We start from the raw sequence: 25,615 nt of genomic DNA, 5'->3' as shown, positions 1-25,615 counted from the left end.
TAGTGTGTTTGGGGCGGCGGGGGGGGCCCCGGCGAGTAGAGAACCACGCTCGGCTGGGCGCGGGGGGGGAAGCGCGGGGCCCCGCGTCGTGCCGGGGCCGCCCCAGGCGCGGACGGAGCCCGGCGAGTAGGGCACCATACGCACGGCCCCTGGGCCCGAAGCCCGGCGCAGCGGCTGATCCCGCGCGCCGGCGCCGTCCGAAGTGACCTCCCGCCCACCGGCGGGCCACAGCGAGGAGTTGCCGGCATGGCACCAGCCGACTCGCCAGCAGACAGTCCGGCAGCGGGCGACGCCCCCCTCGCCGTCGAGCTGCGCGGGATCACCAAGCGCTTCCCCGGCGTGGTGGCGAACCGGGACATCGAACTGCGGGTCCGTCGCGGTGAGGTGCACGCCATCGTGGGCGAGAACGGCGCCGGCAAGTCGACGCTGATGAAGACCCTCTACGGCGAGCACCGCCCCGACGAGGGCCAGGTCCTCGTCGACGGGCGTGAGGTGGCCTTCCGCAGCCCGGCCGACGCCATCGCCGCGGGCATCGGCATGGTCCACCAGCACTTCATGCTCGCCGACAACTTCACCGTCCTGGAGAACGTCGTCCTCGGCAGCGAGCCCACCCGCCGCGGCCGGCTGGACCTGGCCGAGGCGCGCCGCCGGATCACCGACATCTCCGACCGCTACTCCCTCGGACTGCGCCCCGACGCGCTGGTCGAGGACCTCGGCGTCGGCGACCGGCAGCGGGTCGAGATCGCCAAGGTCCTCTACCGCAACGCGCGGACCCTGATCCTCGACGAGCCGACCGCCGTGCTCGTGCCGCAGGAGGTCGACGAGCTGTTCGCCAACCTCGCCGAGCTCAAGCGCGAGGGCCTGACGGTCATCTTCATCTCGCACAAGCTCGACGAGGTGCGCCGTGTCGCCGACTCGATCACGGTCATCCGGCGCGGCACCACGGTCGGCACGGCCGACCCGAGGACGACGACGGCCAAGCAGTTGGCCGAGCTGATGGTCGGTGCCGAGCTGCCCACCCCGGAGACCCGCGAGTCCACCGTCCGCGAGACCCCCGTGCTGCAGCTGACCGGCGTCACGGTCACCGACGTGGGGCACCGGCCCGTGGTGGACGACGTCACGCTCACCGTGCGTGAGGGCGAGGTCGTCGGCATCGCCGGTGTCGAGGGCAACGGTCAGGCCGAGCTCGTCGACGCGATCATGGGGCTGCGCCCGCTGGCCGCCGGGTCGGTCGTCCTCGGGACGGAGGACGTCACCGGCTGGAGCACCCGCGCCCGCCGAGAGGCCGGTGTCGGCTTCATCCCCGAGGACCGGCACCGCCAGGGCATGCTGCTGGACGCGCCGCTCTGGGAGAACCGCATCCTCGGCCACCAGACCCGCCCGCCGGCCGTGAAGGGTCCCTTCATCGACCGCCGCGGCGCCCGCGCCGACACCGCGCGGATCATGCGGGAGTACGACGTCCGCGCCCCCGGCCCGGACACGCTGGCCATCGCCCTCTCCGGCGGCAACCAGCAGAAGCTGATCGTCGGGCGCGAGATGAGCGCCGCGCCGCGGCTGCTCGTCGCCGCCCACCCGACCCGCGGCGTCGACGTCGGCGCCCAGTCGGTGATCTGGGAGCTGCTCAAGGACGCCCGTGCAGAGGGACTCGGGATCGTGCTCATCTCCGCCGACCTCGACGAGCTGATCGGCCTGTCGGACACGCTGCACGTCATGCTCCGCGGCCGCCTGGTGGCCACCCTCGACCCGCGGCGGGTGACCCCCGAGGAACTCGGCGGGCACATGACCGGCGCGCGGACGGCGGGTGCGGCGTGAACGGCCTCCTCCGCCGGGTGGGGCTGTCCCTGCTCGGCCCGGTGCTCGCCGTCCTGGTCGCCCTGGTCATCTCCGCGGTGGTCATCGCCCTCATCGGGCAGGACCCGCTCGAGGCGTTCGGGGTGATGGTCGACCTCGGCACCACCCCGTCGCAGCAGGTCCAGTCGATCGTCGTGATCCTCAACCGGGCGGTGCCGCTGTTCCTCGCGGGGCTCGCCGTCGCGGTCGCGTTCCGGATGGGCCTGTTCAACATCGGCGTCGAGGGCCAGTACCGGCTGGCCACCATCCTGGCCGCCGCGGTCGGCGCAGCCGTGGTGCTGCCCGGCCCGCTGCACGTGCTGCTCATCGTGGTCGTGGCGATGGTGGTCGGGGCGCTGTGGGCCGGCATCGTCGGCGTGCTCAAGGTGACCCGCGGCGTCAGTGAGGTCATCAGCTCGATCATGCTGAACTTCGTCGCGCTGGGCCTGGCGTCGTTCCTGCTGACCGGCCCGCTGCGGGGGAGCCCGCCGGGCGCCTCGATCATCACGACCTCGGAGATCCCCGAGTCCGGCCGCTTCCCGAGCCTCAACGGGCTGCTCACCGGGCTGGGCCTGGCCGCACCGCGCAGCGGTCTCTACGGCTTCCTGCTGGTCGCGGTCGTGGTCGGGGTCGTCGTCGCGGTGCTGATCCAGCGCACCCGCTTCGGGTTCGACCTGCGCGCCACCGGCCTGTCGCCGTCCGCGGCCACCGCCAGCGGCGTCGACGCCCGGCGCATGGTCGTGAAGACCATGCTGATCTCCGGCGCGATCGCCGGCCTGATCGGCCTGCCCGACCTGCTCGGGTCGCAGTTCGACTACGGCACCGAGTTCACCGCCGGCCTCGGCTTCCTCGGCATCGCCGTCGCCCTGCTGGGCCGCAGCACCCCGGTGGGCATCGCGCTGGCCGCGCTGCTGTTCGCCTTCCTCGACCGGGCGGCACTGCCCCTGCAGTTCGCCGACATCCCGTCCTCGGTCGTCACGATCATCCAGGGCACGATCGTGCTCGCCGTCGTCATCGCCAACGAGATCGCCCGGCGGCTGGCGCTGCGCTCGGCCGAGCGGGCCGGCGCGTCGGCCGGTCCGGCCCCGGACGGCGGCGGGGACGGCGCGACGCCGACGCCTCCCGCCCCGGACGGCGGGCAGCAGGTCCGCGCCGGTGCGCCCGGGGACCAGCAGGGAGCACGAGCATGAGCACGACGGCGACGACCCGTACCGGTCAGCCCAGCCGCGGCCCGCTCACCGACCTGCTGACCGGCGGCGGCCGGGCGCGGCGGGTGCTGTGGGTGCTCGTCGGCCTGTGGCTGCTCTTCTCGCTGGTCCGCGTCATCTCGGGCGAGCAGGAGCTCACCTCGTCCTCAACGCTCCGGGCCGCGCTGCTGCTCGCCGTCCCCATCGGACTGGCGGCGCTGGGCGGGCTGTGGTCCGAGCGCGCGGGCGTGGTGAACATCGGCCTCGAGGGGATGATGATCCTCGGCACCTGGGGCGCGGGCTGGGCCGGCTACCAGTGGGGCTGGGCCGGCGCGGTCATCGGCGGCGTGGTCTTCGGCGCGGCCGGCGGCCTGCTCCACGCGATCGCCACGGTGACGTTCGGCGTCGACCACGTGGTCTCCGGCGTCGCCATCAACATCCTCGCCGAGGGCGTGGTCCGCTTCCTCTCCGAGCTGCTGTTCAACGAGGACACCGGCGGCGGCCCGACGCAGTCGCCGTCCCTGGCCGGCGACCAGCCGTCCTTCTCGCTACCGGTGCTGTCCTCGGGACCGGACCTGCTCGGCGACCTGGAACAGCAGCACTGGTTCCTGGTCAGTGACGCGGCCGGGCTGCTGCGCGGCCTGACCAGCGGCGTGGGTCTGCTCACCCTGCTCGCCGTGCTGCTCGTCCCGGTCTCCTACCTGCTGCTGTGGCGGACGGCCTTCGGCCTGCGGCTGCGCTCGTGCGGTGAGAACCCGGCCGCCGCGGACTCCCTGGGCGTGCCGGTCTACCGGCTGAAGTACCTCGCCGTGATCGTCTCCGGCGCGCTGGCCGGCCTCGGTGGCGTCTTCCTGGTGTTCGTGGCGGGCATCTACCGCGAAGGTCAGACAGGGGGTCGTGGCTTCATCGGCCTGGCCGCGCTGATCTTCGGCAACTGGCGACCCGGCGGGCTGGCGGCCGGGGCGGGCCTGTTCGGGTTCGCCGACGCCCTGCAGCTGCGCAGCCAGACCGCGGTGGTGGCCCTGCTGCTGCTCATCGCCGTCCTCCTCGCCGTGCTGGCGGTCGTGCAGGCCCGGCGCGGCAGGTGGCTGGTCGCCGGGATCGCCGGGGTCTTCGCCGCCGCCTCGCTGGTCGGGTTCCTCACCATCGACCGGCTGCCCGAGGGGATCGTCTTCTTCACCCCGCACCTGACCACGCTGCTGGTCCTGTCGCTGGCCTCGCAGAGGTTGCGCATGCCGAAGGCCGACGGGCTCGTCTACCGAAGAGGAGAGAACTAGATGGGGGACGTCGACTGGGACGCCCTGCGCACGGCGGCCCGGGAGGCCATGACGCACGCCTACGCGCCGTACTCGCGGTTCCCCGTGGGCGTGGCCGGGCTGGTCGACGACGGTCGGGTGGTCACCGGCTGCAACGTCGAGAACGCCAGCTACGGCCTGGGCCTGTGCGCCGAGTGCGGGATGGTCAGCGACCTCGCCCGCACCGGCGGCGGCCGGCTGGTCGCGGTGGCCTGCGTCGGCGGGGACGGGCAGCCGCTCATGCCGTGCGGCCGGTGCCGGCAGCTGCTGTGGGAGCACGGCGGCGCCGACATGCTCATCGAGACGGTCTCGCTGGGCATCGTGCCCATGCGCGAGGTGCTGCCCGACGCCTTCGGCCCCGACGACCTGGTCGCCGCGGCGGAGCGGGGGCAGGGCTGATGGCCGCGTTCGACGCCATCGACGTGCTGCGCGCCAAGCGCGACGGCGGCCGGCTCACCGACGAGCAGATCCGCTGGGTGATCGGCGCCTACACCGACGGCGCGATCCCCGACGAGCAGATGAGCGCGCTGCTCATGGCGGTGTTCTTCCGGGGCATGTCCGCCGACGAGCTGTCGGTGTGGACGCAGGCGATGATCGACTCCGGCGAGCGCAAGGACCTGTCCTCGCTGGGCCGGCCCACCGCCGACAAGCACTCCACCGGCGGCGTCGGCGACAAGACCACCCTGCCGCTCGCGCCGCTGGTCGCCGCCTGCGGCGTGGCGGTGCCGCAGCTGTCGGGCCGGGGCCTGGGCCACACCGGCGGCACGCTGGACAAGCTGGAGTCGATCCCCGGCTGGCGGGCCGACGTCCACGAGGACGCCTACCTCCGGCAGCTCGCCGAGGTCGGCGCGGTCATCTGCGCCGCCGGGCACGACCTCGCGCCGGCGGACAAGAAGCTCTACGCGCTGCGCGACGTGACCGCGACGGTCGAGTCGATCCCGCTCATCGCCAGCTCGATCATGAGCAAGAAGATCGCCGAGGGCGCCGACGCGCTGGTGCTCGACGTCAAGACCGGCTCCGGCGCGTTCATGAAGGACCCCGAGTCCTCCCGCGAGCTGGCCCGCACGATGGTCGGCCTCGGCGAGGCGGCCGGGGTGAACACCGTGGCGCTGGTGACCGCCATGGACCGGCCGCTGGGCCGCGCCGCCGGCAACGCCGTCGAGGTCGCCGAGTCGGTGGAGGTGCTCGCCGGCGGCGGCCCGGCCGACGTCCTCGAGCTGACCCTGGCCCTGGCGCGGGAGATGCTCACCGGCGCCGGCCGGCCCGACGTCGACCCCGCCGACGCGCTGCGCGACGGCCGGGCGATGGACGTGTGGCGGCGGATGATCGCCGCGCAGGGCGGCGACCCCGACGCGCCGCTGCCGCAGCCGGCGGAGAGGCACGTGGTGACCGCCCCGGCCACCGGCACGCTCACCCGCCTGGACGCCTACGCCCTGGGCGTCGCCGCCTGGCGGCTGGGCGCCGGCCGCGCCCGCAAGGAGGACCCGGTCTCGGCCGCCGCCGGCGTCACCTGGACGGCGACGGTGGGGGAGCGGGTGACCGAGGGCCAGCCGCTGCTGGAGCTGCACACCGACGACGCCGCGCGCATCCCGCGGGCGCTGGAGGCGCTGGAGGGCGCGGTCGGCGTCGACACCGGCGACGAGCCGCTGCCCCTGCTGATCGACCGCATCTCCGCGTAGTCCCGACGCCCTCCGTGCGCACGTCCGCGGACGTGCACACGGAGGGCGGTCGGCGCGGGACCCCGATCGGAGAGCACACTGGGTCCTCGTGACCAGCACGTCCGCGATACCGACCTCCACCGCCGCCCCGCGCGCCGGGGAGCCCCTCGATCCGGACGCGGCGATCTCCGTCCGCGGGCTGGTGAAGCGCTACGGCGCTGCCACCGCCGTCGACGGCCTGGACCTCGACATCCGGCGCGGCGAGATCTTCGCCCTGCTCGGCCCCAACGGCGCCGGCAAGACGACGACGGTCGAGATCTGCGAGGGCTTCCGCGACCGCGACGGCGGCGAGGTGCGGGTGCTCGGCACCGACCCGGCCGCGGGCGGGCGCCGGTGGAAGGCGCAGCTGGGCATCGTGCTGCAGTCCGGCGCCGGGGACAGCCAGCTGACCTGCCGCGAGCTGCTGCGCGCGCAGGCGTCCTACTACCCCGACCCGCGCGACCCCGACGAGGTGCTCGAGCTGGTCGGGCTGACCGAGAAGGCCCGGGCCCGCGGGCGCTCGCTGTCGGGCGGGCAGCGCCGCCGGCTCGACGTCGCGCTCGGCATCGTCGGCCGCCCCACCCTGCTGTTCCTCGACGAGCCGACCACCGGCTTCGACCCCGAGGCGCGGCGGCAGTTCTGGTCGCTGATCCGCTCGCTGCGCGACCTCGGCACCACGATGCTGCTCACCACCCACTACCTGGACGAGGCCGAGGCGCTGGCCGACCGGGTCGGCGTCATCGCGCGCGGCCGGCTGGCCGAGGTCGCCGTCCCCTCGGAGCTGGGCGGCCGCGGGCGCGCGCCGGCGGTGGTCAGCTGGACCGAGGACGGCGTCCGGCGCAGCGAGGCCACCGCGACCCCGACGGCGTTCGTCTCCGCGCTGTCCGCGCGCTTCCCCGGCGAGGTGCCCGACCTGGCGGTGGCCCGCCCGACCCTCGAGGACGTGTACCTGCAGATGATCGGGGAGGCCCGCGCGTGAGCGCCGGAACCGTCACCCGGGAGCGCGCCGCGCTGCCGTCGCTGCCCGCCGTCTACCGCTCCCGCGCCGGGGTGGAGCTCAAGGAGTTCTTCCGGCAGCGCGAGTCGGTGGTGTTCACCCTCGTCTTCCCCGTGCTGCTGCTCGTGGTGTTCGGCGCGGTGCTCGACTACGACCTCGGCAGCGGGGTCAGCTTCGTCCAGTACTTCCTGGCCGGGGTGATCGCCGCGGGCATCCTCGGGGCGAGCCTGCAGAACATGGCGATCTCGATCGCCACCGAGCGCGCCGACGGCACGCTCAAGCACCTCTACGGCACCCCGATGCCGCGCAGCGCCTACTTCGTCGGCAAGGTCGTGCAGGTCCTCGCCGTCACGGTGCTGATCATCGTGGTCCTGCTGGCGGTCGGGGCGGTCTTCTACGACGTCGACCTGCCCTCGGGCCGCGACTGGCTGACCTTCGCCTGGGTGACCGCGCTCGGCGCCGCGGCGTGCACGCTGCTGGGCATCGCCGTGTCGAGCCTCGCCCGCAACGGCCGGTCGGCGTCGGCCACGGTCACGCCGATCGCCCTGGTGCTGCAGTTCATCTCCGGTGTGTTCTTCCAGTTCAGCCAGGTGCCGGGCTGGATGCAGACGATCGCCTCGCTGTTCCCGCTCAAGTGGATGGCGCAGGGCCTGCGCTCGGTGTTCCTCCCCGACGCGCTCGCCGCGCAGGAGCCGGCCGGGTCCTGGGAGCTCGGGCGGGTGGCGCTGGTGCTGGCCGTGTGGTGCGCCGCCGGTCTGGTGCTGTGCGTCCTGACCTTCCGCTGGCAGGAGCGCGGCACGAGATAGCGTCGGGTGGTGCCCGCACCACTCGACGCCGACTCGGTCCGCCGCGCGCCCAAGGTCCTCCTGCACGACCACCTCGACGGCGGGCTGCGTCCGCAGACGGTGCTCGAGCTCGCCGACGAGGTGGGCTACCGCGCCCTCCCCGCCTCCGACGCGGAGTCGCTGGGGACCTGGTTCCGCGAGGCCGCCGACTCCGGCTCGCTGGTGCGGTACCTGGAGACGTTCGCGCACACCGTCGGGGTGATGCAGCGGCCCGAGGCGGTGCGCCGGGTGGCCCGCGAGTGCGCCCTCGACCTCGCCGCCGACGGCGTCGTGTACGCCGAGGTCCGCATGGCGCCGGAGCTGGTGACCGCGGGCGGCACCCCGATCGAGGAGGCCGTGGAGGCGATCCTCGACGGGTTCGCCGCGGGCAGCGCCGAGGCGGCCGCGGTGGGGACGCCGATCACGGTCGGCGCGCTGCTGTGCGCGATGCGGCAGGAGGACCGCTGGGAGGAGGTCGCCGGCCTCGTCGTCCGGTACCGGGACGCCGGCGTCGTCGGCTTCGACCTGGCCGGTCCGGAGATCGGCTTCCCGCCGGACCGGATCCCCGGGGCGATCGCGCTGCTCGACCGCGCCGGCGCGCACCGCACCGTCCACGCCGGCGAGGCGGCCGGCGTCGACAGCATCCGGGCCGCGCTGGACGGCGCCCGCGCCGAGCGGCTGGGGCACGGCGTGCGGATCGCCGACGAGGTGCCGATGGAGGGCCCGCTCGGCCCGCTCGCCCGGCGGGTGCTCGACGAGCAGGTGCCGCTGGAGGTCGCGCCGTCGTCGAACGTGCAGACCGGCGCCTACCCCTCGATCGGGCGGCACCCGGTGGGCCGGCTGCACCGGCTGGGCTTCGCGGTCACGGTGAACACCGACAACCGGCTGATGAGCGGCGTCTCGGTGACCAGCGAGCTGACCGACGTCGCCGCCGCCCACGGCTGGGGCTGGGACGACCTCCAGACGGTCACCGAGCGGGCGCTGGCCGCGGCGTTCACCGACGACGCCGAGCGGGCCCGGCTGCTCGACGACGTCGTCCGCCCGGGGTACGCCGCCCTCCGCGGGTGATCACGGCCACCGCCCGCCGCGGAAGGGCGGACCGGGCGGCGCTGTTACCGTGGGTGTGCCGGCACTCGCCGGACATCCTCCCGGACGGTCCGTCCGGGCATGAGCGCATCCGTGCAGACCGCCGCGTCGTCGACGCCCGCGGTCGCCAGTGAGGACGCCTGGCCCCGTCGCAGGGGTGGCGCCCGCGCACCACCACGGGACGCGCCCGAGCTGTATCGGAGTCCCCACCCCCGCATGACCACGTCCGACACCGTCGACGTCCAGAGCACCCCCGACACCCCCGCCCCGGCGGGCCCCACGTTCGCCCAGCTGGGCCTGCCCCAGCAGCTGGTGACCGCCCTCGAGCGGCGCGACATCCGCGCTCCGTTCGCCATCCAGGCGTCCGTCCTGCCCGACGCCCTCGCCGGGCGCGACGTGCTGGGCAAGGCGGCCACCGGGTCCGGCAAGACCCTGGCCTTCGGCCTGCCGATGCTCGCCCGCATGGGCCTCACCGCCCGCCGCGGCCCGCGCGCCCCGCGCGCGCTGGTGCTCGTGCCCACGCGCGAGCTCGCCCAGCAGGTCTCCGACAACCTGGCCCCGCTCGGCCAGGCCGTCGGCGCCCAGTTCGCCACCGTCTACGGCGGCGCCTCGATGGGCCGCCAGATCTCGCAGCTGCGCCGCGGCGTCGACGTCGTCGTCGCCACCCCCGGCCGGCTGCAGGACCTGATCAGCCAGCGCGAGGTCACCCTCGCCGAGGTCGAGGTCAGCGTCGTCGACGAGGCCGACTTCATGTCCGACCTCGGCTTCCTGCCCGTCGTGCAGGAGCTGCTCGACCAGACCCGCCCCGACGCCCAGCGGCTGCTGTTCTCGGCCACGCTGGACGGCGAGGTGGACACGCTGGTCCGCCGCTACCTGACCGACCCCGCGCGGCACGAGGTCAAGCGCCCCGGCGACGACGCCCCGCCGGCCGAGCACCTGGCCTACAGCGTCGCCTTCCGCGACAAGGTGCCGGTGACCCAGGAGCTGGCCGCGCGGCCGGGCCGGACGATCGTGTTCGCCCGCACCCAGCTCGGCGTCGACCGGCTCACCGAGAACCTGCAGGCCGTCGGCATCAAGGCCGAGGCGATCCACGGCGGGCTGCCGCAGTCGGCCCGCCGCCGGGCGCTGGAGGCCTTCACCGACGCCCGCAGCCCCGTGCTGGTGGCCACCGACGTCGCCGCCCGCGGCATCCACGTCGACGACGTCTCGCTGGTCCTGCACTACGACCCGCCGGCCGACCACAAGACCTACCTGCACCGCTCGGGCCGCACCGCCCGCGCCGGCGCCGGCGGCGTCGTGGTCTCGCTGCTGCTGCCCGACCAGGTCGGCCAGGCCAAGCGGCGGTTCCGGCAGGCGAAGGTGGACCCGCAGGTCAGCCGCATCCGGCCGGGCGACGCCCCGATCGCCGAGCTCGTCGCCACCGGCGTGCCGGTGGAGCCGGTCGAGCGGCCGGCCCGCGAGTCGCGCCGTCCGCACGGCGGCCCCGGCGGCCGGCGTCCGCGCCGCGACGGCGACCGTCCGCGCCGCTCCTACGGCGACGGCGGCCGTCGCGACGACCGTCCGCGCCGGCCCTCCGGCGACCGCGACCGGTACCGCGGCCCCGGCGAGGGCCACCGCGGCGGGCGGTCCGACCGCCCTGCGCCCGCGCGCGACTGACGACGGATCCCGCGCCCCCACCCCTCGCGGCGGGGGCGCGGGGCCGTTCCAGCACCCCACCACGGCCGGCCCCGGGACCCCGGGGCCGGCCGTGGTGCTGTTCCGCGCTCGCTCGTGCTCTGCCTACACCTGTGTGCAGAGCGCGAAGGGGAGCGCCGGAGTACTCCGCTGGACGCTCGTGCTCTGCCCACACCTGTGGGCAGAGCACGAGCTCGCGGCAGAGGTCCCGGCCGCCGGGCTGTGCCCCGGATCCGGTCCGGACCCGGAGGACGGCCGTCAGTGGCGGAAGACCAGCGCCCCGCCGACCTGGGCGACGACCTCGTCCCAGGCCTCCTGTAGCGGGGCGGCGTCCTCGGCGCGCAGGGTGGCGCCGGGCTCCCGCTCGCCGCGCGCGACCGCGCGCCCCAGCGGCGCGGTGGGGGCGAGCAGCTCGTCGACCCGCGTGAGACCCGCGTACTCGGCGACGTCGCGCACGCCCTCGACCGGCTGGGCGAACACCCGGTGGTCGACCAGCCCCGCCGCGCCCCCGGCCACCTCGGCGAGCACCTCGGACAGCTCGGTCAGGTCGTAGCGGTCCTGCTCGGCCGGCAGCGGCATGACGTCGGTGTCGGCCACCTCCGGCCAGGACGCGATCTCGGTGAGGTCGTGCTGCTCGTCGCCGGCGCAGAACCGGGCGAGGTCGGCGGGGGTGTCGAACAGGTAGACCTCGCCGTCGCGGCCGAGGAACCGGGCGACGTCCTCCACGTAGCAGCGCAGCGTCACGCCGGCGCCCTCGGGGACGACGAGCTCCACCGGGAGGATGCCGACGGCCTCCCAGAACTCCGCCGCCGCGGCGACCGCGGCCGGGGTCGCGGTGATCCGGCTGCCGCCGCGGATCGTGCTCACCCCGGCGGTGGCCGCCTCCTCCGGCGCGGCCGCTGTCGGGCCCGCGGCCGGGCGGTCGGCCGAGCCGTCCGGGCCCCGGGCGACGGTGGCCTCCGCGCCGCGGCCGGCGCGGGCACCGGTGGGCGCCTCGTCGGCCATGTCCTCGTCGGTGCGGTCCTCGTCGGCCAGGTCCTCGTCGGCCAGGCCGTCGTCGGTCTCGTCCTCGTCGGCGGCCGAGGGGTAGGCCTCGAGGGTGGTCGTGCCGGCGCCGGTCCAGTCCAGGTGCGCCGACAGCTCCTCGATGACGTCCTCCCACAGCTCGTCGAGCGCGCCGCCGACGCCGATCCAGGCGTCCTCGCCCGAGCGGCCGACGAACGCGTCGACCCCGAGGCCCAGCGACCCGATCTCCGGCCGGGCCACCAGCTCGGCGAGGGAGGGGAACTCGGTCTCCTCGTCGCCGTCGAGGTCCTCGTCAGCGTCCTCGTCGTCGGTGTCCGCGCCGGCCCGCGCGGCGGTCGCGCCCTCCTCGTCGTCGTCCCCGGCGGTGTCCAGGCACTCGGCCAGCCGGCTGACGATGTCGATGGTGGCCGCGAGCTCCTCGACCGCCCACCGGTCCGGGTTCTCGGCGGCGATGTCGTAGACGCCGTCGAGGTCGTAGCGGTGGTCGTCGTCGGGCGTCAGGTCCGCGGCGCCCAGCCCGACCACGACCGGCCAGACCGGGTGGTCGGCGAGGTCGTGGTCGGTGGCGGTGCGGCAGAACGCGGCGAGCGCGGCCGGGGTGGGGAAGAGGTGGACCGTGGCGGTCTCCCCCTCGGAGGTGCCGAGGAAGGCCTGCCACTCCTCGCCGTCCTCCTCCCACGGCGGCGCCCACAGGGTGTAACCCGTGCGGTCGTCGACGGTGAGGGCGATGGGGACGATGCTCGGCCTGGCCACGACGCCCATCCTGCCGGGTCCGTCCGGGAGCGCACCCGGGGGTTCAGACCCCCTTGGGATGCCAGACCGTCTTGGTCTCCAGGAACCGCGTCATGCGGCCGGTGCCGGGGTCGGCGGTCCAGTCCGGTTCCTCCGCCGGCGGGCGCAGCACCCGCTTGATGCTGCCGGCCGCCAGCCGCTCGAGCTCCATGGCCCGGCCGGCGGGAGCCCCGGTCAGGTCGACGGCGTCGACGTCGTCGTGCTCGGCCAGCCAGGGGCCGATCTCGCCGGCGTCGCCGGTGAGCAGGTTGACCACGCCGCCGGGGACGTCGCTGGTGGCCAGCACCTCGCCGAGGGTGACCGCCGGCAGCGGCCGCTCGTGCGAGCTGACGACGACGGCGGTGTTGCCGCCCGCGAGCACCGGCGCCAGCACGCTGACCAGGCCGAGCAGCGACGAGCGCTGCGGGGCGAGGACCGCGACGACGCCGGTCGGCTCGGGCAGGGAGAAGTCGAAGAACGGCCCCGCCACCGGGTTGGCGCTGCCCAGGACGGCGGCCAGCTTGTCGGTCCACCCGGCGTACCAGACCCAGCGGTCGATGGCGGCGTCGACGACGGCGCGGGCGCGGCCGGCCGACAGCCCCTCGCCGGCGGCGACCTCCTCGCAGAACTGCGCGTGCCGGCCCTCCATCACCTCCGCGACCCGGTAGAGCACCTGGCCGCGGTTGTAGGCGGTGGCGCGCGACCACTTGCCGAACGCGGCCCGCGCGGCGACCACGGCGTCGCGGGCGTCCTTGCGGGAGGCCAGCGCGGCGTTGGCGAGGAACGTCCCCTTGTGGTCGGTGACCTCGTAGGTGCGGCCGGACTCCGAGCGCGGGAAGGCCCCGTTCACGTACAGCTTGTAGGTCTTGCGGACGGCGAGCCGCTCGCTGCCGATCACCGGGAGCTCTCCTTCAGGTACGCGGCGAGCCCGTGCCGGCCGCCCTCGCGGCCGTAGCCGGACTGCTTGTAGCCGCCGAACGGCGACGTCGGGTCGAACTGGTTGAACGTGTTGGCCCACACCACACCGGCGCGCAGCCGGTCGGCGATCGCGAGGATCCGCGAGCCCTTCTCGGTCCAGATGCCGGCCGACAGCCCGTAGGTGGTGTTGTTGGCCTTCGCCACCGCCTCGTCGGGCGTGCGGAAGGTCAGCACCGACAGCACCGGGCCGAACACCTCGTCGCGGGCGATCCGGTGGGCGGGGGAGACGTCGGTGAACACCGTCGGCGGGAACCAGAAGCCGCGGTCGGGCAGGTCGCAGGCCGGCTGCCAGCGCTGCGCGCCCTCGGCCTCACCGATCTCCGACAGCTCCCGGATGCGGGCCAGCTGCTCGGCGGAGTTGATCGCGCCGATGTCGGTGTTCTTGTCCAGCGGGTCGCCCACCCGCAGCGTGCCGATCCGCCGCTGCAGCGAGGCGATCACCTCGTCGTGGACCGACTCCTGCACCAGCAGCCGGGAGCCCGCGCAGCAGACGTGGCCCTGGTTGAAGAAGATGCCGCGCACGATGCCCTCGACGGCCTGGTCGATCGGGGCGTCGTCGAAGACGATGTTGGCCGCCTTGCCGCCGAGCTCCAGGGTCAGCGCCTTGCGGGTGCCGGCGACGGCGCGGGCGATCGAGCGGCCCACCTCGGTGGAGCCGGTGAACGCGACCTTGTCGACGTCCTCGTGCTCGACGACGGCCCGGCCGGTGTCGCCGGCGCCGGTGACGACGTTGACCACGCCCGGCGGCAGGTCGGCCTGCCGGCACACCTCGGCGAACAGCAGCGCGGTCAGCGGGGTGGTCTCGGCCGGCTTGAGGACGACGGTGTTGCCGGTGGCCAGCGCCGGGGCGACCTTCCACGCCAGCATCAGCAGCGGGAAGTTCCACGGGATGACCTGGCCGGCCACGCCGTGCGGCCGCGGGTCGGGCCCAAGGCCCGCGTAGCCGAGCTTGTCGGCCCAGCCCGCGTGGTAGAAGAAGTGCGCCGCGGCCAGGGGGACGTCGACGTCGCGGGACTCCCGGATCGGCTTGCCGTTGTCCAGGGACTCCAGGACGGCGAACTCGCGGGCCCGCTCCTGCAGGATCCGCGCAATCCGGAACAGGTACTTGCCGCGGTCCGCCGGGCGCATCGGGCCCCACACCCGGGTGTACGCGCGGCGGGCGGCCTTCACGGCGCGGTCGACGTCGGCCTCGGTGCCCACCGCGATCTCGCTGAGCACCTCCTCGGTGGCCGGGTTGACCGTCTTCATGGTCTCGCCGGAGCCGTCGACGAACTCGCCGTCGACGAACAGGCCGTAGGACGGCGCGACGTCGACGATCGACCGGGACTCGGGGGCGGGGGCGTACTCGAACAGGGGGCTGGTGGTCATCAGTCGACGCTCACGTGGTCGGGGCCGGAGTAGTGGCCGGTGCGCAGCTTCTGCCGCTGCAGGAGCAGGTCGTTGAGGAGGCTGGAGGCGCCGAGGCGGAACCAGTCGGGGGACAGCCAGTCGGCGCCGACGGTCTCGTTGACGAGCACCAGGTGCCTGATCGCGTCCTTGGTGGTGCGGATGCCGCCGGCGGGCTTCACGCCGACCTGGGTGCCGGTGGCGGCGCGGAAGTCGCGGACCGCCTCGAGCATCACCAGGCACACCGGCAGCGTCGCGGCGGGGGAGATCTTGCCGGTGGAGGTCTTGATGAAGTCGGCGCCGGCGAGCATCGCCAGCCACGAGGCGCGGCGGGCGTTGTCGTAGGTGACCAGCTCGCCAGTCTCGAGGATGACCTTGAGGTGCGCGTCCCCGCAGGCCTCCTTGACCGCCACGATCTCCTCGAACACCTCGAGGTAGCGGCCGGCGAGGAAGGCGCCGCGGTCGATGACCATGTCGATCTCGTCGGCGCCGTTGCCCACGGCGTCGCGGACGTCGGCGAGCTTGACCTCCCGGCTGGCGCGGCCGCTGGGGAAGGCGGTGGCGACGGCGGCGACGTGGATGCCGGTGCCCCGCAGGGCCTCCCGCGCGACGCCCGCCAGGTCGCCGTAGACGCAGACGGCGGCGACCGACGGGGCGGTCGGGTCCCCGGGGTCGGGCCGGCGGGCCTTGGCCGCCAGCGAGCGGACCCTGCCGGGGGTGTCGGCACCCTCGAGGGTGGTCAGGTCGACCATGGAGATCGCGGTGTCGATCGCCCAGGCCTTGGCCGTGGTCTTGATCGAGCGGGTGCCGAGGGTGGCGGCCCGCTGCTCGGCCCCCACCTGGTCGACACCGGGCAGGCCGTGCAGGAAGGCGCGGAGGGCGGCGTCCGAGCGGGTCACGTCGTCGAACGGCGCCGCGGGCCCCGGGCCGGGCCGGGTCCCGGCCGCCAGCGTCCCGGGGTCGAGCACGTGGGTCATGCGCCCATCCTCCCAGTGCGACCGGTCACTCCGGGACCGCGGTCACCCGGGGGAGCCGGCCGGGCATGGCAGCGTGGGGACGTGGCGACGACGACGGCGAGACCGGCCCTGCTGTCCTGGACCACCGTCGCGCCCGTGGCCGCGGTGGTCCTCCTGGCGCTCACCTGGGGGCGGGACCCGGGGGCGCTCGTGGTGGTGGTCGACGCAGTCGCCCTCGTCGGCGCGGTACTGGCCGCGGTGCACCACGCCGAGGTGGTCGCCCACCGGGTGGGGGAGCCGTTCGGGTCGCTGGTGCTCGCCGTCGCGGTCACCGTCATCGAGGTCGGGCTGATCGTCACGCTGATGGCGTCCGGCGGCCCGGACGCGGCGTCGCTGCCGCGGGACACCGTGTTCGCCGCGGTGATGATCACCTGCAACGGCATCCTCGGGCTGTCGGTGCTGCTGGGGGCGCTGCGGCACGACGTCGTCGTCTTCAACCGGGAGGGGGCCGGGGCGGCGCTGGCGACCGTCCTCACCCTCGCGGTGATGTGCCTGGTGCTGCCCACCTACACGACGACCGTCAGCGGGCCGGAGTTCTCGACGGCGCAGCTGACCTTCGCCGCGCTCGCCTCGCTCGTGCTCTACGGCGCGTTCGTGGTCACCCAGACCGTCCGGCACCGCGACTTCTTCCTCCCCGTCCCCGTCGGCGGCAGCCGCGACGACGAGGACGAGCACGCCGACCCGCCGTCGGGCCGCGCCGCGCTGACCAGCCTCGGGCTGCTGCTGGTGGCGCTGGTCGCCGTCGTCGGGCTGGCGAAGGTGGAGTCCCCGGCGATCGAGGCGGGGGTGGCCGCGATCGGCTTCCCGCAGTCGTTCGTCGGTGTGGTGATCGCGCTGCTGGTGCTGGCCCCCGAGACGCTCGCGGCCGCCAACGCCGCCCGCCGCAACCGGCTGCAGACCAGCCTGAACCTGGCGTTCGGGTCGGCGATGGCGAGCATCGGGCTGACCATCCCGGCGATCGCGGTCGCCTCGATCTGGCTGGACGGACCGCTGCTGCTCGGCCTCGGCGCCACGCAGATGGTGCTGCTCGCGGTGACCGTCGTCGTCGCGGTGCTCACCGTGGTGCCCGGCCGGGCGACCCGGCTGCAGGGCGTCGTGCACCTGGTCCTGCTCGCCGGCTTCCTGTTCCTGGCCGTCGCGCCCTGACCGATACGGTGGCGCCCGTGCAGCTGACCGTCGTCGACCACCCGCTCGCCCGTGCCCGTCTGTCGCGGATGCGCGACGAGCGGACCGACAACGCCGCGTTCCGGGCGGCGCTGCGGGAGCTGACCCAGATGCTGGTGTACGAGGCCACCCGCGACCTCGCCGTCGCCGAGGAGCCGATCACCACCCCGGTGACGACGACGACCGGCTACCGGCTGGCCGCGCCGCCGCTGATCGTGCCGGTGCTGCGGGCCGGGCTGGGCATGGCCGACACCGCGCACGGGATGCTGCCGGAGTCGCAGATGGGCTTCGTCGGCCTGGCGCGCAACGAGGTGACCTTCCAGCCCGAGGCGTACATGGCCTCGCTGCCGGAGAGCCTGGTCGGCCGGCACGTGTTCGTGCTGGACCCGATGCTGGCCACCGGCGGCTCGCTGGTGCACTGCTGCACGCTGCTCACCGAGCGCGGCGCCACCGAGATCACCGTGCTGTGCGCGCTGGCCGCGCCGGTCGGCCTGGAGCGGCTGGAGCAGAGCGGCCTGCCGCTGCGGGTGTTCACCGCCAGCGTCGACGAGGGCCTCAACGAGAAGGCGTACATCGTCCCGGGCCTCGGCGACGCCGGGGACCGCCAGTTCGGCGCGGTGTGACCGTGCGGTTCGCCGTCCTGGGCACCGGCCACTGGGCCCGCACCGTGCACGCGGCGGCGATCGCCGCGCACCCCACCGCGGAGCTCGCCGGCATCTGGGGGCGGGACGCGGGCAAGGCCGCCGACGTGGGCGCGGAGTTCGACGTCCCCGGCACGGACGACCTCGCGGCGCTGCTCGAGCAGGTGGACGCGGTGTCGGTCGCCGTCCCGCCGGACGTGCAGGTGCCCCTGGCCGAGCAGGCGGCCGCCGCCGGCCGGCACCTGCTGCTGGAGAAGCCGATCGGGCTGACCGTCGACGAGGCCGACCGGGTGGTGACCGCGGTGCGGTCCGCGGGGGTCGCCTCGGTCGTGTTCTTCACCTTCCGCTTCCAGGCGCAGACGACGTCGTGGCTGGCCCAGGCCGGCCGCACCCGGCTGGCCGGCGGCGCCGCCTCGTGGCTGTCGGCGCTGGCCGGGAGCCCCTTCGACTCGGCTTGGCGCCGCCGCTACGGGGCGCTGTGGGACATCGGCCCGCACGCGCTGTCGCTGTTGGTGCCGGCGCTGGGCCCGGTGGTGTCGGTGCAGGCGGGGGCGGGCGCCGGTGACACCGTGCACCTGGTCCTGCAGCACGCCACCCCCGGCGTGGCCTCGACCGTCACGCTGTCGCACACCGTGGCGCCGCTGGCCACCGGCATCGAGTTCTCCGTCCACGGCGACGCCGGGCGGCTGGTGCTCCTGCCCGACACCGAGAGCCCGATCGCGTCGCTGACGGCGGCGGTCGAGGAGCTCACCGCGGCGGCGGTCACGGGTGGCACGCACCCGTGCGACGTCGGCTTCGGCCGCGAGGTCGTCGTCGTGCTGGCCGCCGCCGAGCGGGCGCTGGCCTCGGGCTGCCGGGAGGACGTCCCCGCCTGAGGCCGACTTGCGGCGCGGCCTCCAGTCGCGCGCAAGGGCCGGACGAGCACCGGCCGACACCGTCTCCCCCGACGACAGGGAGCCCCGGGACCCGGGGCCGGACAGGGAGACGACATGAGCGAGTACTCGTACCCCGGCCACGACCGCGCGAACGCGCGGGCGGTCTCGGACAGCAGCTGGTACGTCCGCCGCGGACGGATCGACCGGCGCACCTACTGGCTGCACTACGCGCTGCCGCTGTGGGCGGCGAGCGTCGCGGCGATCTGGGCCGACATCGCGTTCGGCACCGCCTGGTACACGGCGAGCTACGAGTCCTACGGCTACTACTCCTCCAGCGCCGACGTCACCTTCTCGGGCGGGCCGATCACCCTGCTGGTCTCGCTGGCGCTGTTCGCGCCCTCGATCAGCGCGGCGGTGACCCGGCTGCACGACACCGGCCGCTCGGGCTGGTTCCTGCTGTGGGGCCTGGTCCCGATCGCCGGCGCGATCGTCCTGCTCGTGACGCTCGGCTTCTCGCCGAGCGAGCCCGGCCGCAACCAGTACGACGGCGCCCCGCACCCGGCCCGGCGGGAGCCGCGACTCGCGACCCGGTGAAACCGGTTGACCGGACCGGCCAGCCTGGAGGGGTGCGGATGACCTTCTCCCGGCCGGCCGACCGGCGTCCGGTGGAGACCCGCGTGGAGCGCGACGACGGCGTGGTGTTCGCCCTGCGCGGCGCCGGGGGCGGGGCCGACCTGCCGCACGACCTGGTGCACGCGCTGGTCGAGACCGAGCTGGGGATGCGCGAGGGCATCTGGGGCTGCATCGCCGACGGCGTCGTCTGGACGACGATGCGCCACGTCTCCGGGCGGCAGCCCCCGCACGCCGGCGAGCGGTCGGCCCGGCTCAAGCGGGAGCGCGCGGCCGCCGTCACGCGGGCCGAGGGCGTGGCCGACCTCGTGTCCCGCTCCGCGCGCGGGGCGGCGGTACTGCCGGGCGAGGCCGCCGCGCTGGACCTGCCACCGCAGCGGCTGGCCGCCGCCGCGGCCGCCCTGGCCGACGCCGGGCGGCGCTGGCGGGCGCTGCCGGTGGGGGAGAGCTGGACCCTCGAGTGGTCCCCGCCGCGGGCCCGCCCGGGGCGACGCCGCAGGTGAGGGACCCGTCCGGCACACTCCCGGCGTGATCGTCGTGCTGGTCGGGGTGGTCGTCCTCGCACCCGTGGTCGTGATGGCCGACCTCCGCCGCTGGCGGCCGCTGCCGGTGCTGCTGTGGCTGCTCGGCACCGCCGCCGCCGTGCTGTGGGTGGAGACCCGCGACGCGGCCGGGGAGCAGCGGGACGTCCTCACCGGGATCGGCTGGCTGGTGATCGCGCTGCTGGCCGCGGGCGGCTCCGTGGCCGCGGGCCGGCGCGGCACCGGCACCCGGCCCCGCCACGGCGGCTGACCGGCCTCAGCAGCCCAGGGCGGCGGCCAGCTCCTCGAGCGAGGACACCGACAGGTCGGCGTCGGGGTCGCTCCCCGGCGGCACCCGCGTCCCGCCGAACTCGGCGGGCCGGTGCACGTACGCCGTCCGGAGCCCACGGGCCCGCGCGGCGGCCAGGTCGTCGACGTGCGCGGCCACCATGAGCACCGCCGACGGCGGCAGCGCCAGCAGCCGGGCCGCGGAGTCGTAGACCTCCGGGTCGGGCTTGTAGCGGCCGACGACCTCGGCGCCGAGCACGAGGTCCCACGGCAGCCCCGCCCGCCGCGCCAGGTCCACCTGCAGCCGCACCCCGCCGTTGGACAGCGGCGCCAGCACGAACCGCCGCCGCAGCCGGGTCAGGCCAGGCACCGCGTCCGGCCACGGGTCGAGCCGGTGCCAGGCCAGCACGAGCTCCGCGGCGACGTCGTCCGGGACGGGGCCCGCGCCCACCCCGGCCAGCGCCTCCGGCAGGGACTCGCGGTGCAGCACGTCCAGCGGGACGAACGGCCGCCCGCCGGAGCGCACCTCTTCCATGGACGGCTGGTACCGCGCCCGCCAGGCGTCGGCGAGCGCGTGCACGTCCACGCCCGGTCCGAGCAGCCGGGCCGCCTCCCGGGCCACGCCGGCCCGCCAGTCCACGACCGTGCCGAACACGTCGAGGACCACCGCGCCGACGTCCACGGCTACAGCCCCAGCGCGTGCGCCATCTCGCCGCGCAGCTGGTCGAGCTCGTCCGCGCCGCGGCCCCGGGCGGCGATGATCCCGGCGTCGTCGTGCACCGGGACCACCGTCTCCAGGTACGCCTTGAGCTTGGGCTCGGTGCCGCTGGGCCGGACCACCACGCGGACGCCGTCGCCGAGCAGCCGGACGGCGTCGACCGGCGGGTCCTCGGCCAGCAGGTCGCCGGCGGTGACCGCCCGGCCGAGCAGCCGGGCCGGCGGGTCGGCGCGCAGCCGCTCCATGGCGCCGGAGATGAGCGAGAGGTCCTCCACCCGCACCGACAGCTGGCCGGTGGCGAACAGCCCGTGCTCGCGCGCCAGCTCGTCGAGCCGGTCGACCAGGGTGCGGCCGCTCTGCTTCAGCTCCGCGGCCAGCAGCGCGACGGCGAGGGCGGCGGAGATGCCGTCCTTGTCGCGGGCCACCTCCGGGGTGACCGCGTAGCCCAGCGCCTCCTCGTAGCCGAACACCAGCGGCTGCTCGTCGGTGCCGGCGCGGATGATCCACTTGAAGCCGGTCGGCGTCTCGGCGAACCGCACGCCGTGCGCCTCCGCGAGCGCGGACAGCAGCGAGCCGCTGACCAGCGAGGCCGCGTACGTGCCGCGCACGCCGCGGCGCAGCAGCCAGTCGGCGAGCAGCGCGCCCACCTCGTCGCCGGTGAGCTGCCGGCCCTCGCACACCACCGAGCAGCGGTCGGCGTCGGGGTCCTCGGCGATGGCGACGTCGGCGCCGCAGCGGTCGGCCAGCGCGAGCAGCAGGTCGACCGCGCCGGGCTCCTCCGGGTTGGGGAAGGTGACCGTCGGGAACGCCGGGTCGGGGGCGTCCTGCTCGGGCACGCTCACCGGCGGGGCGAACCCGGCGGCGGCGAACACCGCCCGCGTGGTGGCCGCGCCGACGCCGTGCATCGCGGTGTAGGCCACGGTGAGGTCCGCCCGCGCGGCGGCGTCGACCCGCTCGGGCTGCAGCGCGCGCACGACGGCGGCCACGTACCCGGCCTCGACGTCGTCGCCGAGGGTCGTCCACTCGTCGGAGGTGGGCACCTCGCCCGCCGGGCCGACGGCGGCGATCGCGGCCTCGATCTCCCGGTCGGCCGGCGGCACGAGCTGGGCGCCGTCGGCGAGGTAGACCTTGTAGCCGTTGTCCTGCGGCGGGTTGTGGCTGGCGGTGACCATCACGCCGGCCACGCAGCCCAGCGACCGGACCGCCGACGACAGCACCGGCGTGGGCAGCGGGCGGGGCAGCACCGAGACGGCGAACCCGGCGGCCGACAGCACCGCGGCGGTGACCCGGGCGAACTCGTCGGAGCGGCGCCGGGCGTCGAACCCGACGACGACGGCCCCGCCGCCGTGCCCGTGCGCGGCCAGCCAGGCGCCCAGCCCGGCGGCGGCCCGGGTGACGACGGCGGCGTTCATCCCGGCCGGCCCGGCGCGCAGCGGCCCGCGCAGCCCGGCGGTGCCGAAGGTCAGCGGCCCGGCGAAGCGGCGCGCGAGCTCGGCGGTGTCCCCGGCGGCGACCAGCGCCTCGATCTCGGCGCGGTCGCCGGGGTGCGGGTCGGCCGCGGCCCACGCCCGGGCGGCGTCCAGGACCGGGCCGGTCACGGCAGGCGCCCGATGAACTCGACCAGGAACTCCCCGAGCCGCCCGGCGGCGGCCTTGCCCGCGGCGAGCACCTCCTCGTGGTCCAGCTTCTCGCCGGTGATGCCGGCCGCGGCGTTGGTGACCATCGACAGCCCCAGCACCTCCATCCCGGCGGCGCGGGCGGCGATCGCCTCGAGCGCCGTGGACATGCCCACGAGGTCCGCGCCGAGGGTGCGCAGCATGCGGATCTCGGCCGGCGTCTCGTAGTGCGGGCCGGGCAGCGCGGCGTAGACGCCCTCGGTCAGGTCCGGGTCGAGGGAACGGGCCAGCTCGCGCAGCCGCGCCGAGTACAGGTCGGTGAGGTCGACGAACGTGGCACCGACCAGCGGCGAGCGGGCGGTGAGGTTGAGGTGGTCGGCGATCAGGACCGCCTGGCCGACCCGGTGGTCGGGCGCGAGGCCGCCGGCGGCGTTGGTGAGGACGACGGTGCGCACCCCGGCCGCGGCGGCGGTGCGGATCCCGTGCACCACCGGCTCGACGCCGCGGCCCTCGTAGAGGTGGGTGCGGCCGAGGAAGAGCAGCACCCGCCGGTCGCCGACGCGCACCGACCGCACCTGCCCGCCGTGCCCGACCGCCGTGGGGGCGGCGAAGCCGGGCAGCTCGCCGATGGCGACGGAGGCCGCGGCCTCCCCGAAGGCGTCGGCCGCGGGGGCCCAGCCCGAGCCCATGACGACGGCGACGTCGTGGCCGTCGCCGAGGGCTGCGGTCAGGTCGGCGGCGGCGGTGGCGGCCAGGGCCGCGGGATCGGGTGCGCTCACCGGGCGACGCTAACCCAGCGCCGCGGCGCCGACCCGGGCCGCCGGTCGGCACGGCAGCCCCGGCCGTCCCCGCGTGGGCGTGTCACCGGCGGCACGGCCGGCGTTCCCCCGGCCGCCATCCGGGCGTCACCTCGGCCGGTGAGGGTCTGCGGGACCCGTTCCCGCACCCCGGGACCACCGTGACGCGCTCGTCCCTCCGCGCCCTCCGCGCGGCCGCCCCGCTCGCCGCCTCCGCCGCGCCGGCCTCCGCCGCGCCCGCCACCCCGACGTTCACCGAGCCGGCGACCTCCGACGTCGCCGGCGAGGTCGCCGAGATCCTGTCGGTCACCCCGGACGGCCGCACCGTCGTCTACACCGACCCCGCCTCCGGCGAGGTCGGGCTGGTGGACCTCGGCCGGCCCGACCGGCCGCGTCAGGCCGGCGCCGTGGAGGTCGGCGGCGAGCCCACCTCGGTCGCCGTCACGCAGGACGGCCGCCGGGCCCTGGTCGTCGTCGACGACACCGACGGGGAGTCCACCACCCCCTCGGGCCCGCTGGTCGTGGTCGACCTGCGCACCCTCGCGGTGGTCGCCGAGCACGGGCTGGCGCGGCCACCTTCGACGACGCGCTGACCGCGCCCCGGGAGCCCGACGCCGTGCAGTGGACCCCGGACGGGAACCTGCTCACCGCCGACGAGGGCGACCTGGCCGAGGAGCCCAGCGGCGGCCGCGGCTGGACGGTGTTCTCGCCCGGCGGCGAGGTGCGGTACGCCTCCGGCGGCGCGGCGGAGGGGCTGCTCGCGGTGCCGGGCCGGCAGCTGTTCCTCACCAGCAACGAGGACGACGGCACGATCCCGGTGTTCGGCCCGACGCGCTGACCCACCCGTCCCAGTCGTCCCCGGCCGCGTGTCGGCCGGGGAGGACGGGCCGGCTCCCGGACCATGGCTCGGTGCAGCGAACGGTCATCGACGGCGTCCCGGTGTTCACCGCCGGCGGGCGGGAGCGGACGACGGCGGCGCTGGTCTTCGGCGTCGGCCTGCGCGACGAGACGTTCTCGACCATCGAGGTCACCCACCTCGTCGAGCACCTGGCCATGGCCGCGCTCCCGCGCACGCACCTGCGCTGCAACGCCGTCACCGACGTCGACAGCACCGCCTTCTTCGCCACCGGCCGCCCGGACGCCGTCGCCGCCTTCCTGGAGGGCGTCTGCCGCGCCCTGGCCGACCTGCCCACCGAGCGGCTGGCCGCCGAGGCCGGCGTGCTGCAGGCCGAGGGCTGCGGCACCGGCTCCTCCACGGTCAGCGCGCTGTGGGCCGCCCGCTACGGCCTCACCGGGCCGGGCCTGACCGTCTCGGCCGGGCCGGGTCCGGAGTACCTGACCGAGGAGACCGTCCGGGCGCACGCCGCCCGCTGGTTCGTCCGCTCCAACGCCGCGCTGTGGTGCCACGGCCCGCTGCCCGAGGGGCTGCGGCTGCCGCTGCCCGACGGGCCGCGCCCGGCGCGCCGGGTGCCGGTCCCGCGCCCGCAGGACGGGCCGGTCTGGACGCACACCGACGCCCCCGGCGTCGGGCTGCTGCTGGCCACCGACACCCCCGGCGACGCCGCGCTGGCGGTCGGCGTCGACGTGCTCCAGGACCGGCTGCGCGAGCGCGCCCGGCACGACCGCGGGCTGTCCTACGGCGTCGACTCCCTTCCCCTCGACCTCGCGCCCGGCCGGCGCGAGGTGGCCGTCGTGGTCGACGCCCGGACCGGCCGCGACGCCGAGGTCGCCGGCCTGCTGTGGCAGACCTTCGCCGAGCTGTGCGCCGACGGGCCGGACGCCGCGGAGGTCGCGCACGCCGTCGCCGGGTTGGAGGCCGAGCTGGACGACGAGGACGCCGTCGGCACGGAGCTGGCCGACGCCGCCTACTGCGCGGCCACCGGCCTGCCGTTCCGCCCGGCCGCGGACACCCTCGCCGCCTGGCGCGCGGTGACGCCGGCGCAGGTGACCGCGGCGCTGCGCCGGGCCGGGGCGACCGCCGTCCTCGCCGTCCCCGACACCGCCGCCTGGGACGGCCCGGCCGGCGTCGCCCGCCGCCCGCTGTGCGGCACCCTCCCGGAGCTGCCGGCCGGCACGGTGTTCCGCCCGCCGCTGCTGCGCCGGCTGCGCGACCCGGCCGCGCGGGTGGCGCTGGTCGTCTCCGACGACGGCCTCGCGCACACCGACGCCGACGGCGACGTGCACGGCATCCCGTGGTCGCGGGTCGAGGCCGTGGTGCCCACCGACGACGGCCGCGGTGTCTCGGTGGTCGGCCGCGACCTGTGCGGCGTGCGCGTCCACCCCGACCTCTACGGCCGCCGCGCCGTCGCCGCGGTCACCGGCCGGGTGCCGCCCGCCGCGCTGCTCCCGCGGCCGCGGACCCCGGAGCCGGACACCGTCCCCGTCGCCTGACCGGCCCGGGCAGACGCGGGTCCGACCCCGCCCGGACGCGGCCGGTCACCCGGGACCGCCCCACCGCCCGCCGCCCGGGGACGGTGGGGCGGGGCTCCGGACGCGGCCCGGGGGGGGGGGGGGGGGGGGGGGGGGGGGGGGGGGGGGGGGGGGGGGGGGGGGGGGGCGGGGGGCGGGCGGGGGGGGGGGGGGGGGGGGGGGGGGGGG

The 25,615-nt window shown here is 76.1% G+C and carries 25 protein-coding genes; 18 read left to right on the top strand and 7 right to left on the bottom strand.

The annotated features are described in order from the left end of the window. Positions 1–246 precede the first annotated feature (246 nt). From ACI8AR_RS22890 to ACI8AR_RS22850, 9 genes are all read left to right on the top strand, one after another. Positions 247–1,812 carry an ABC transporter ATP-binding protein gene (locus tag ACI8AR_RS22890; RefSeq protein WP_457053036.1) on the top strand — a complete coding sequence of 522 codons (1,566 nt, stop codon included), beginning with the start codon at positions 247–249 and terminating at the stop codon, positions 1,810–1,812. Further along, positions 1,809–3,020, top strand: a complete 1,212-nt coding sequence (locus ACI8AR_RS22885) for an ABC transporter permease (protein WP_457053035.1) — start codon at positions 1,809–1,811, stop codon at positions 3,018–3,020. The genes ACI8AR_RS22890 and ACI8AR_RS22885 overlap by 4 nt, the downstream gene beginning before the upstream one ends. Next, complete coding sequence (locus tag ACI8AR_RS22880; protein ID WP_457053034.1) at positions 3,017–4,294, top strand: ABC transporter permease; 1,278 nt, start codon at positions 3,017–3,019, stop codon at positions 4,292–4,294. The genes ACI8AR_RS22885 and ACI8AR_RS22880 overlap by 4 nt, the downstream gene beginning before the upstream one ends. Then, positions 4,295–4,711 carry a cytidine deaminase gene (locus ACI8AR_RS22875; protein WP_456935589.1) on the top strand — a complete coding sequence of 139 codons (417 nt, stop codon included), beginning with the start codon at positions 4,295–4,297 and terminating at the stop codon, positions 4,709–4,711. Continuing rightward, complete coding sequence (locus ACI8AR_RS22870; protein ID WP_457053033.1) at positions 4,711–5,991, top strand: thymidine phosphorylase; 1,281 nt, start codon at positions 4,711–4,713, stop codon at positions 5,989–5,991. Before ACI8AR_RS22875 ends, ACI8AR_RS22870 begins: the two co-directional genes overlap by 1 nt. An 88-nt stretch (positions 5,992–6,079) precedes the next feature. Beyond that, positions 6,080–6,988 carry an ABC transporter ATP-binding protein gene (locus tag ACI8AR_RS22865; RefSeq protein ID WP_457053032.1) on the top strand — a complete coding sequence of 303 codons (909 nt, stop codon included), beginning with the start codon at positions 6,080–6,082 and terminating at the stop codon, positions 6,986–6,988. Then, positions 6,985–7,812, top strand: a complete 828-nt coding sequence (locus tag ACI8AR_RS22860; RefSeq protein WP_456935586.1) for an ABC transporter permease — start codon at positions 6,985–6,987, stop codon at positions 7,810–7,812. Before ACI8AR_RS22865 ends, ACI8AR_RS22860 begins: the two co-directional genes overlap by 4 nt. Positions 7,813–7,821: 9 nt before the next feature. After that, complete coding sequence (locus tag ACI8AR_RS22855) at positions 7,822–8,898, top strand: adenosine deaminase (protein WP_457053031.1); 1,077 nt, start codon at positions 7,822–7,824, stop codon at positions 8,896–8,898. A 234-nt stretch (positions 8,899–9,132) separates the two neighbouring features. After that, positions 9,133–10,572, top strand: coding sequence for a DEAD/DEAH box helicase (locus ACI8AR_RS22850; RefSeq protein WP_457053030.1), 1,440 nt, complete (start codon positions 9,133–9,135; stop codon positions 10,570–10,572). A gap of 276 nt (positions 10,573–10,848) precedes the next feature. On the opposite strand, the gene ACI8AR_RS22845 is transcribed toward ACI8AR_RS22850, so the two are convergent. Genes ACI8AR_RS22845 through deoC form a run of 4 tightly spaced genes read right to left on the bottom strand, consistent with a single transcriptional unit; the run spans position 10,849 to position 15,728 of the window. Beyond that, positions 10,849–12,369 (bottom strand): hypothetical protein, encoded by a 1,521-nt coding sequence (locus ACI8AR_RS22845; RefSeq protein WP_457053029.1) that lies wholly within the window; start codon positions 12,367–12,369, stop codon positions 10,849–10,851. A 43-nt stretch (positions 12,370–12,412) separates the two neighbouring features. Then, positions 12,413–13,285 carry an aldehyde dehydrogenase family protein gene (locus ACI8AR_RS22840; RefSeq protein WP_456935581.1) on the bottom strand — a complete coding sequence of 291 codons (873 nt, stop codon included), beginning with the start codon at positions 13,283–13,285 and terminating at the stop codon, positions 12,413–12,415. Further along, positions 13,282–14,733 (bottom strand): aldehyde dehydrogenase family protein, encoded by a 1,452-nt coding sequence (locus ACI8AR_RS22835; RefSeq protein ID WP_457053028.1) that lies wholly within the window; start codon positions 14,731–14,733, stop codon positions 13,282–13,284. Before ACI8AR_RS22835 ends, ACI8AR_RS22840 begins: the two co-directional genes overlap by 4 nt. Beyond that, positions 14,733–15,728 carry a deoxyribose-phosphate aldolase gene (gene deoC, locus ACI8AR_RS22830; RefSeq protein WP_457053027.1) on the bottom strand — a complete coding sequence of 332 codons (996 nt, stop codon included), beginning with the start codon at positions 15,726–15,728 and terminating at the stop codon, positions 14,733–14,735. The genes ACI8AR_RS22835 and deoC overlap by 1 nt, the downstream gene beginning before the upstream one ends. Before the next feature lie 81 nt (positions 15,729–15,809). Here deoC and ACI8AR_RS22825 point away from each other — a divergent pair, with 81 nt between their 5' ends. The 6 genes from ACI8AR_RS22825 to ACI8AR_RS22800 all read left to right on the top strand — a co-directional run bounded on the left by ACI8AR_RS22825 (position 15,810) and on the right by ACI8AR_RS22800 (position 19,869). Next, a complete protein-coding gene (locus ACI8AR_RS22825; RefSeq protein WP_457053026.1) occupies positions 15,810–16,913 on the top strand; it encodes a calcium:proton antiporter in 1,104 nt (367 codons plus the stop codon). A 17-nt stretch (positions 16,914–16,930) separates the two neighbouring features. Then, the gene (gene upp / locus ACI8AR_RS22820; protein WP_456930009.1) at positions 16,931–17,554 is read left to right on the top strand and encodes a uracil phosphoribosyltransferase; all 624 of its coding nucleotides are present in this window, start codon (positions 16,931–16,933) and stop codon (positions 17,552–17,554) included. A 2-nt stretch (positions 17,555–17,556) separates the two neighbouring features. Then, positions 17,557–18,447 (top strand): Gfo/Idh/MocA family protein, encoded by an 891-nt coding sequence (locus tag ACI8AR_RS22815; protein WP_457053025.1) that lies wholly within the window; start codon positions 17,557–17,559, stop codon positions 18,445–18,447. 114 nt (positions 18,448–18,561) lie between these two features. Next, positions 18,562–19,041 carry a DUF805 domain-containing protein gene (locus tag ACI8AR_RS22810; RefSeq protein ID WP_457053024.1) on the top strand — a complete coding sequence of 160 codons (480 nt, stop codon included), beginning with the start codon at positions 18,562–18,564 and terminating at the stop codon, positions 19,039–19,041. 38 nt (positions 19,042–19,079) lie between these two features. Beyond that, complete coding sequence (locus ACI8AR_RS22805) at positions 19,080–19,580, top strand: hypothetical protein (RefSeq protein WP_457053023.1); 501 nt, start codon at positions 19,080–19,082, stop codon at positions 19,578–19,580. Between the two features lie 25 nt (positions 19,581–19,605). Then, a complete protein-coding gene (locus tag ACI8AR_RS22800; protein WP_457053022.1) occupies positions 19,606–19,869 on the top strand; it encodes a hypothetical protein in 264 nt (87 codons plus the stop codon). Positions 19,870–19,875: 6 nt separating this feature from the next. Here ACI8AR_RS22800 and ACI8AR_RS22795 read toward each other — a convergent pair whose 3' ends face one another. Genes ACI8AR_RS22795 through ACI8AR_RS22785 form a run of 3 tightly spaced genes read right to left on the bottom strand, consistent with a single transcriptional unit; the run spans position 19,876 to position 22,999 of the window. Beyond that, complete coding sequence (locus ACI8AR_RS22795) at positions 19,876–20,568, bottom strand: haloacid dehalogenase type II (protein ID WP_457053021.1); 693 nt, start codon at positions 20,566–20,568, stop codon at positions 19,876–19,878. 2 nt (positions 20,569–20,570) lie between these two features. Beyond that, complete coding sequence (locus ACI8AR_RS22790) at positions 20,571–22,202, bottom strand: phospho-sugar mutase (RefSeq protein WP_457053020.1); 1,632 nt, start codon at positions 22,200–22,202, stop codon at positions 20,571–20,573. Continuing rightward, the gene (locus tag ACI8AR_RS22785; RefSeq protein WP_457053019.1) at positions 22,199–22,999 is read right to left on the bottom strand and encodes a purine-nucleoside phosphorylase; all 801 of its coding nucleotides are present in this window, start codon (positions 22,997–22,999) and stop codon (positions 22,199–22,201) included. The genes ACI8AR_RS22790 and ACI8AR_RS22785 overlap by 4 nt, the downstream gene beginning before the upstream one ends. A gap of 179 nt (positions 23,000–23,178) precedes the next feature. Between ACI8AR_RS22785 and ACI8AR_RS22780 the strand changes: the two genes are divergently transcribed. The 3 genes from ACI8AR_RS22780 (at position 23,179) to ACI8AR_RS22770 (ending at position 25,408) form a co-directional block, all read left to right on the top strand. Beyond that, the gene (locus ACI8AR_RS22780) at positions 23,179–23,610 is read left to right on the top strand and encodes a hypothetical protein (protein WP_457053018.1); all 432 of its coding nucleotides are present in this window, start codon (positions 23,179–23,181) and stop codon (positions 23,608–23,610) included. 23 nt (positions 23,611–23,633) lie between these two features. Continuing rightward, positions 23,634–23,855 carry a hypothetical protein gene (locus ACI8AR_RS22775; RefSeq protein ID WP_457053017.1) on the top strand — a complete coding sequence of 74 codons (222 nt, stop codon included), beginning with the start codon at positions 23,634–23,636 and terminating at the stop codon, positions 23,853–23,855. 71 nt (positions 23,856–23,926) lie between these two features. Continuing rightward, positions 23,927–25,408, top strand: coding sequence for a hypothetical protein (locus ACI8AR_RS22770; RefSeq protein WP_457053016.1), 1,482 nt, complete (start codon positions 23,927–23,929; stop codon positions 25,406–25,408). Positions 25,409–25,615 lie beyond the last annotated feature (207 nt).

The organism is Geodermatophilus sp. SYSU D01036, assembly GCF_054050435.1.
The sequence above is the reverse complement of the archived record's forward strand: the minus strand, read 5'-3'. Positions and strand labels throughout refer to the sequence as shown.

What these genes read in the sequence shown, in the direction of transcription:
- ACI8AR_RS22890 (WP_457053036.1), top strand. Translation starts at nt 247, where the DNA reads ATGGCACCAGCCGACTCGCCAGCAGACAGTCCGGCAGCGGGCGACGCC.
- ACI8AR_RS22880 (WP_457053034.1), top strand. Translation starts at nt 3,017, where the DNA reads ATGAGCACGACGGCGACGACCCGTACCGGTCAGCCCAGCCGCGGCCCG.
- ACI8AR_RS22875 (WP_456935589.1), top strand. Translation starts at nt 4,295, where the DNA reads ATGGGGGACGTCGACTGGGACGCCCTGCGCACGGCGGCCCGGGAGGCC.
- ACI8AR_RS22870 (WP_457053033.1), top strand. Translation starts at nt 4,711, where the DNA reads ATGGCCGCGTTCGACGCCATCGACGTGCTGCGCGCCAAGCGCGACGGC.
- ACI8AR_RS22850 (WP_457053030.1), top strand. Translation starts at nt 9,133, where the DNA reads ATGACCACGTCCGACACCGTCGACGTCCAGAGCACCCCCGACACCCCC.
- ACI8AR_RS22835 (WP_457053028.1), bottom strand. Translation starts at nt 14,733, where the DNA reads ATGACCACCAGCCCCCTGTTCGAGTACGCCCCCGCCCCCGAGTCCCGG.
- deoC (WP_457053027.1), bottom strand. Translation starts at nt 15,728, where the DNA reads ATGACCCACGTGCTCGACCCCGGGACGCTGGCGGCCGGGACCCGGCCC.
- ACI8AR_RS22810 (WP_457053024.1), top strand. Translation starts at nt 18,562, where the DNA reads ATGAGCGAGTACTCGTACCCCGGCCACGACCGCGCGAACGCGCGGGCG.
- ACI8AR_RS22805 (WP_457053023.1), top strand. Translation starts at nt 19,080, where the DNA reads ATGACCTTCTCCCGGCCGGCCGACCGGCGTCCGGTGGAGACCCGCGTG.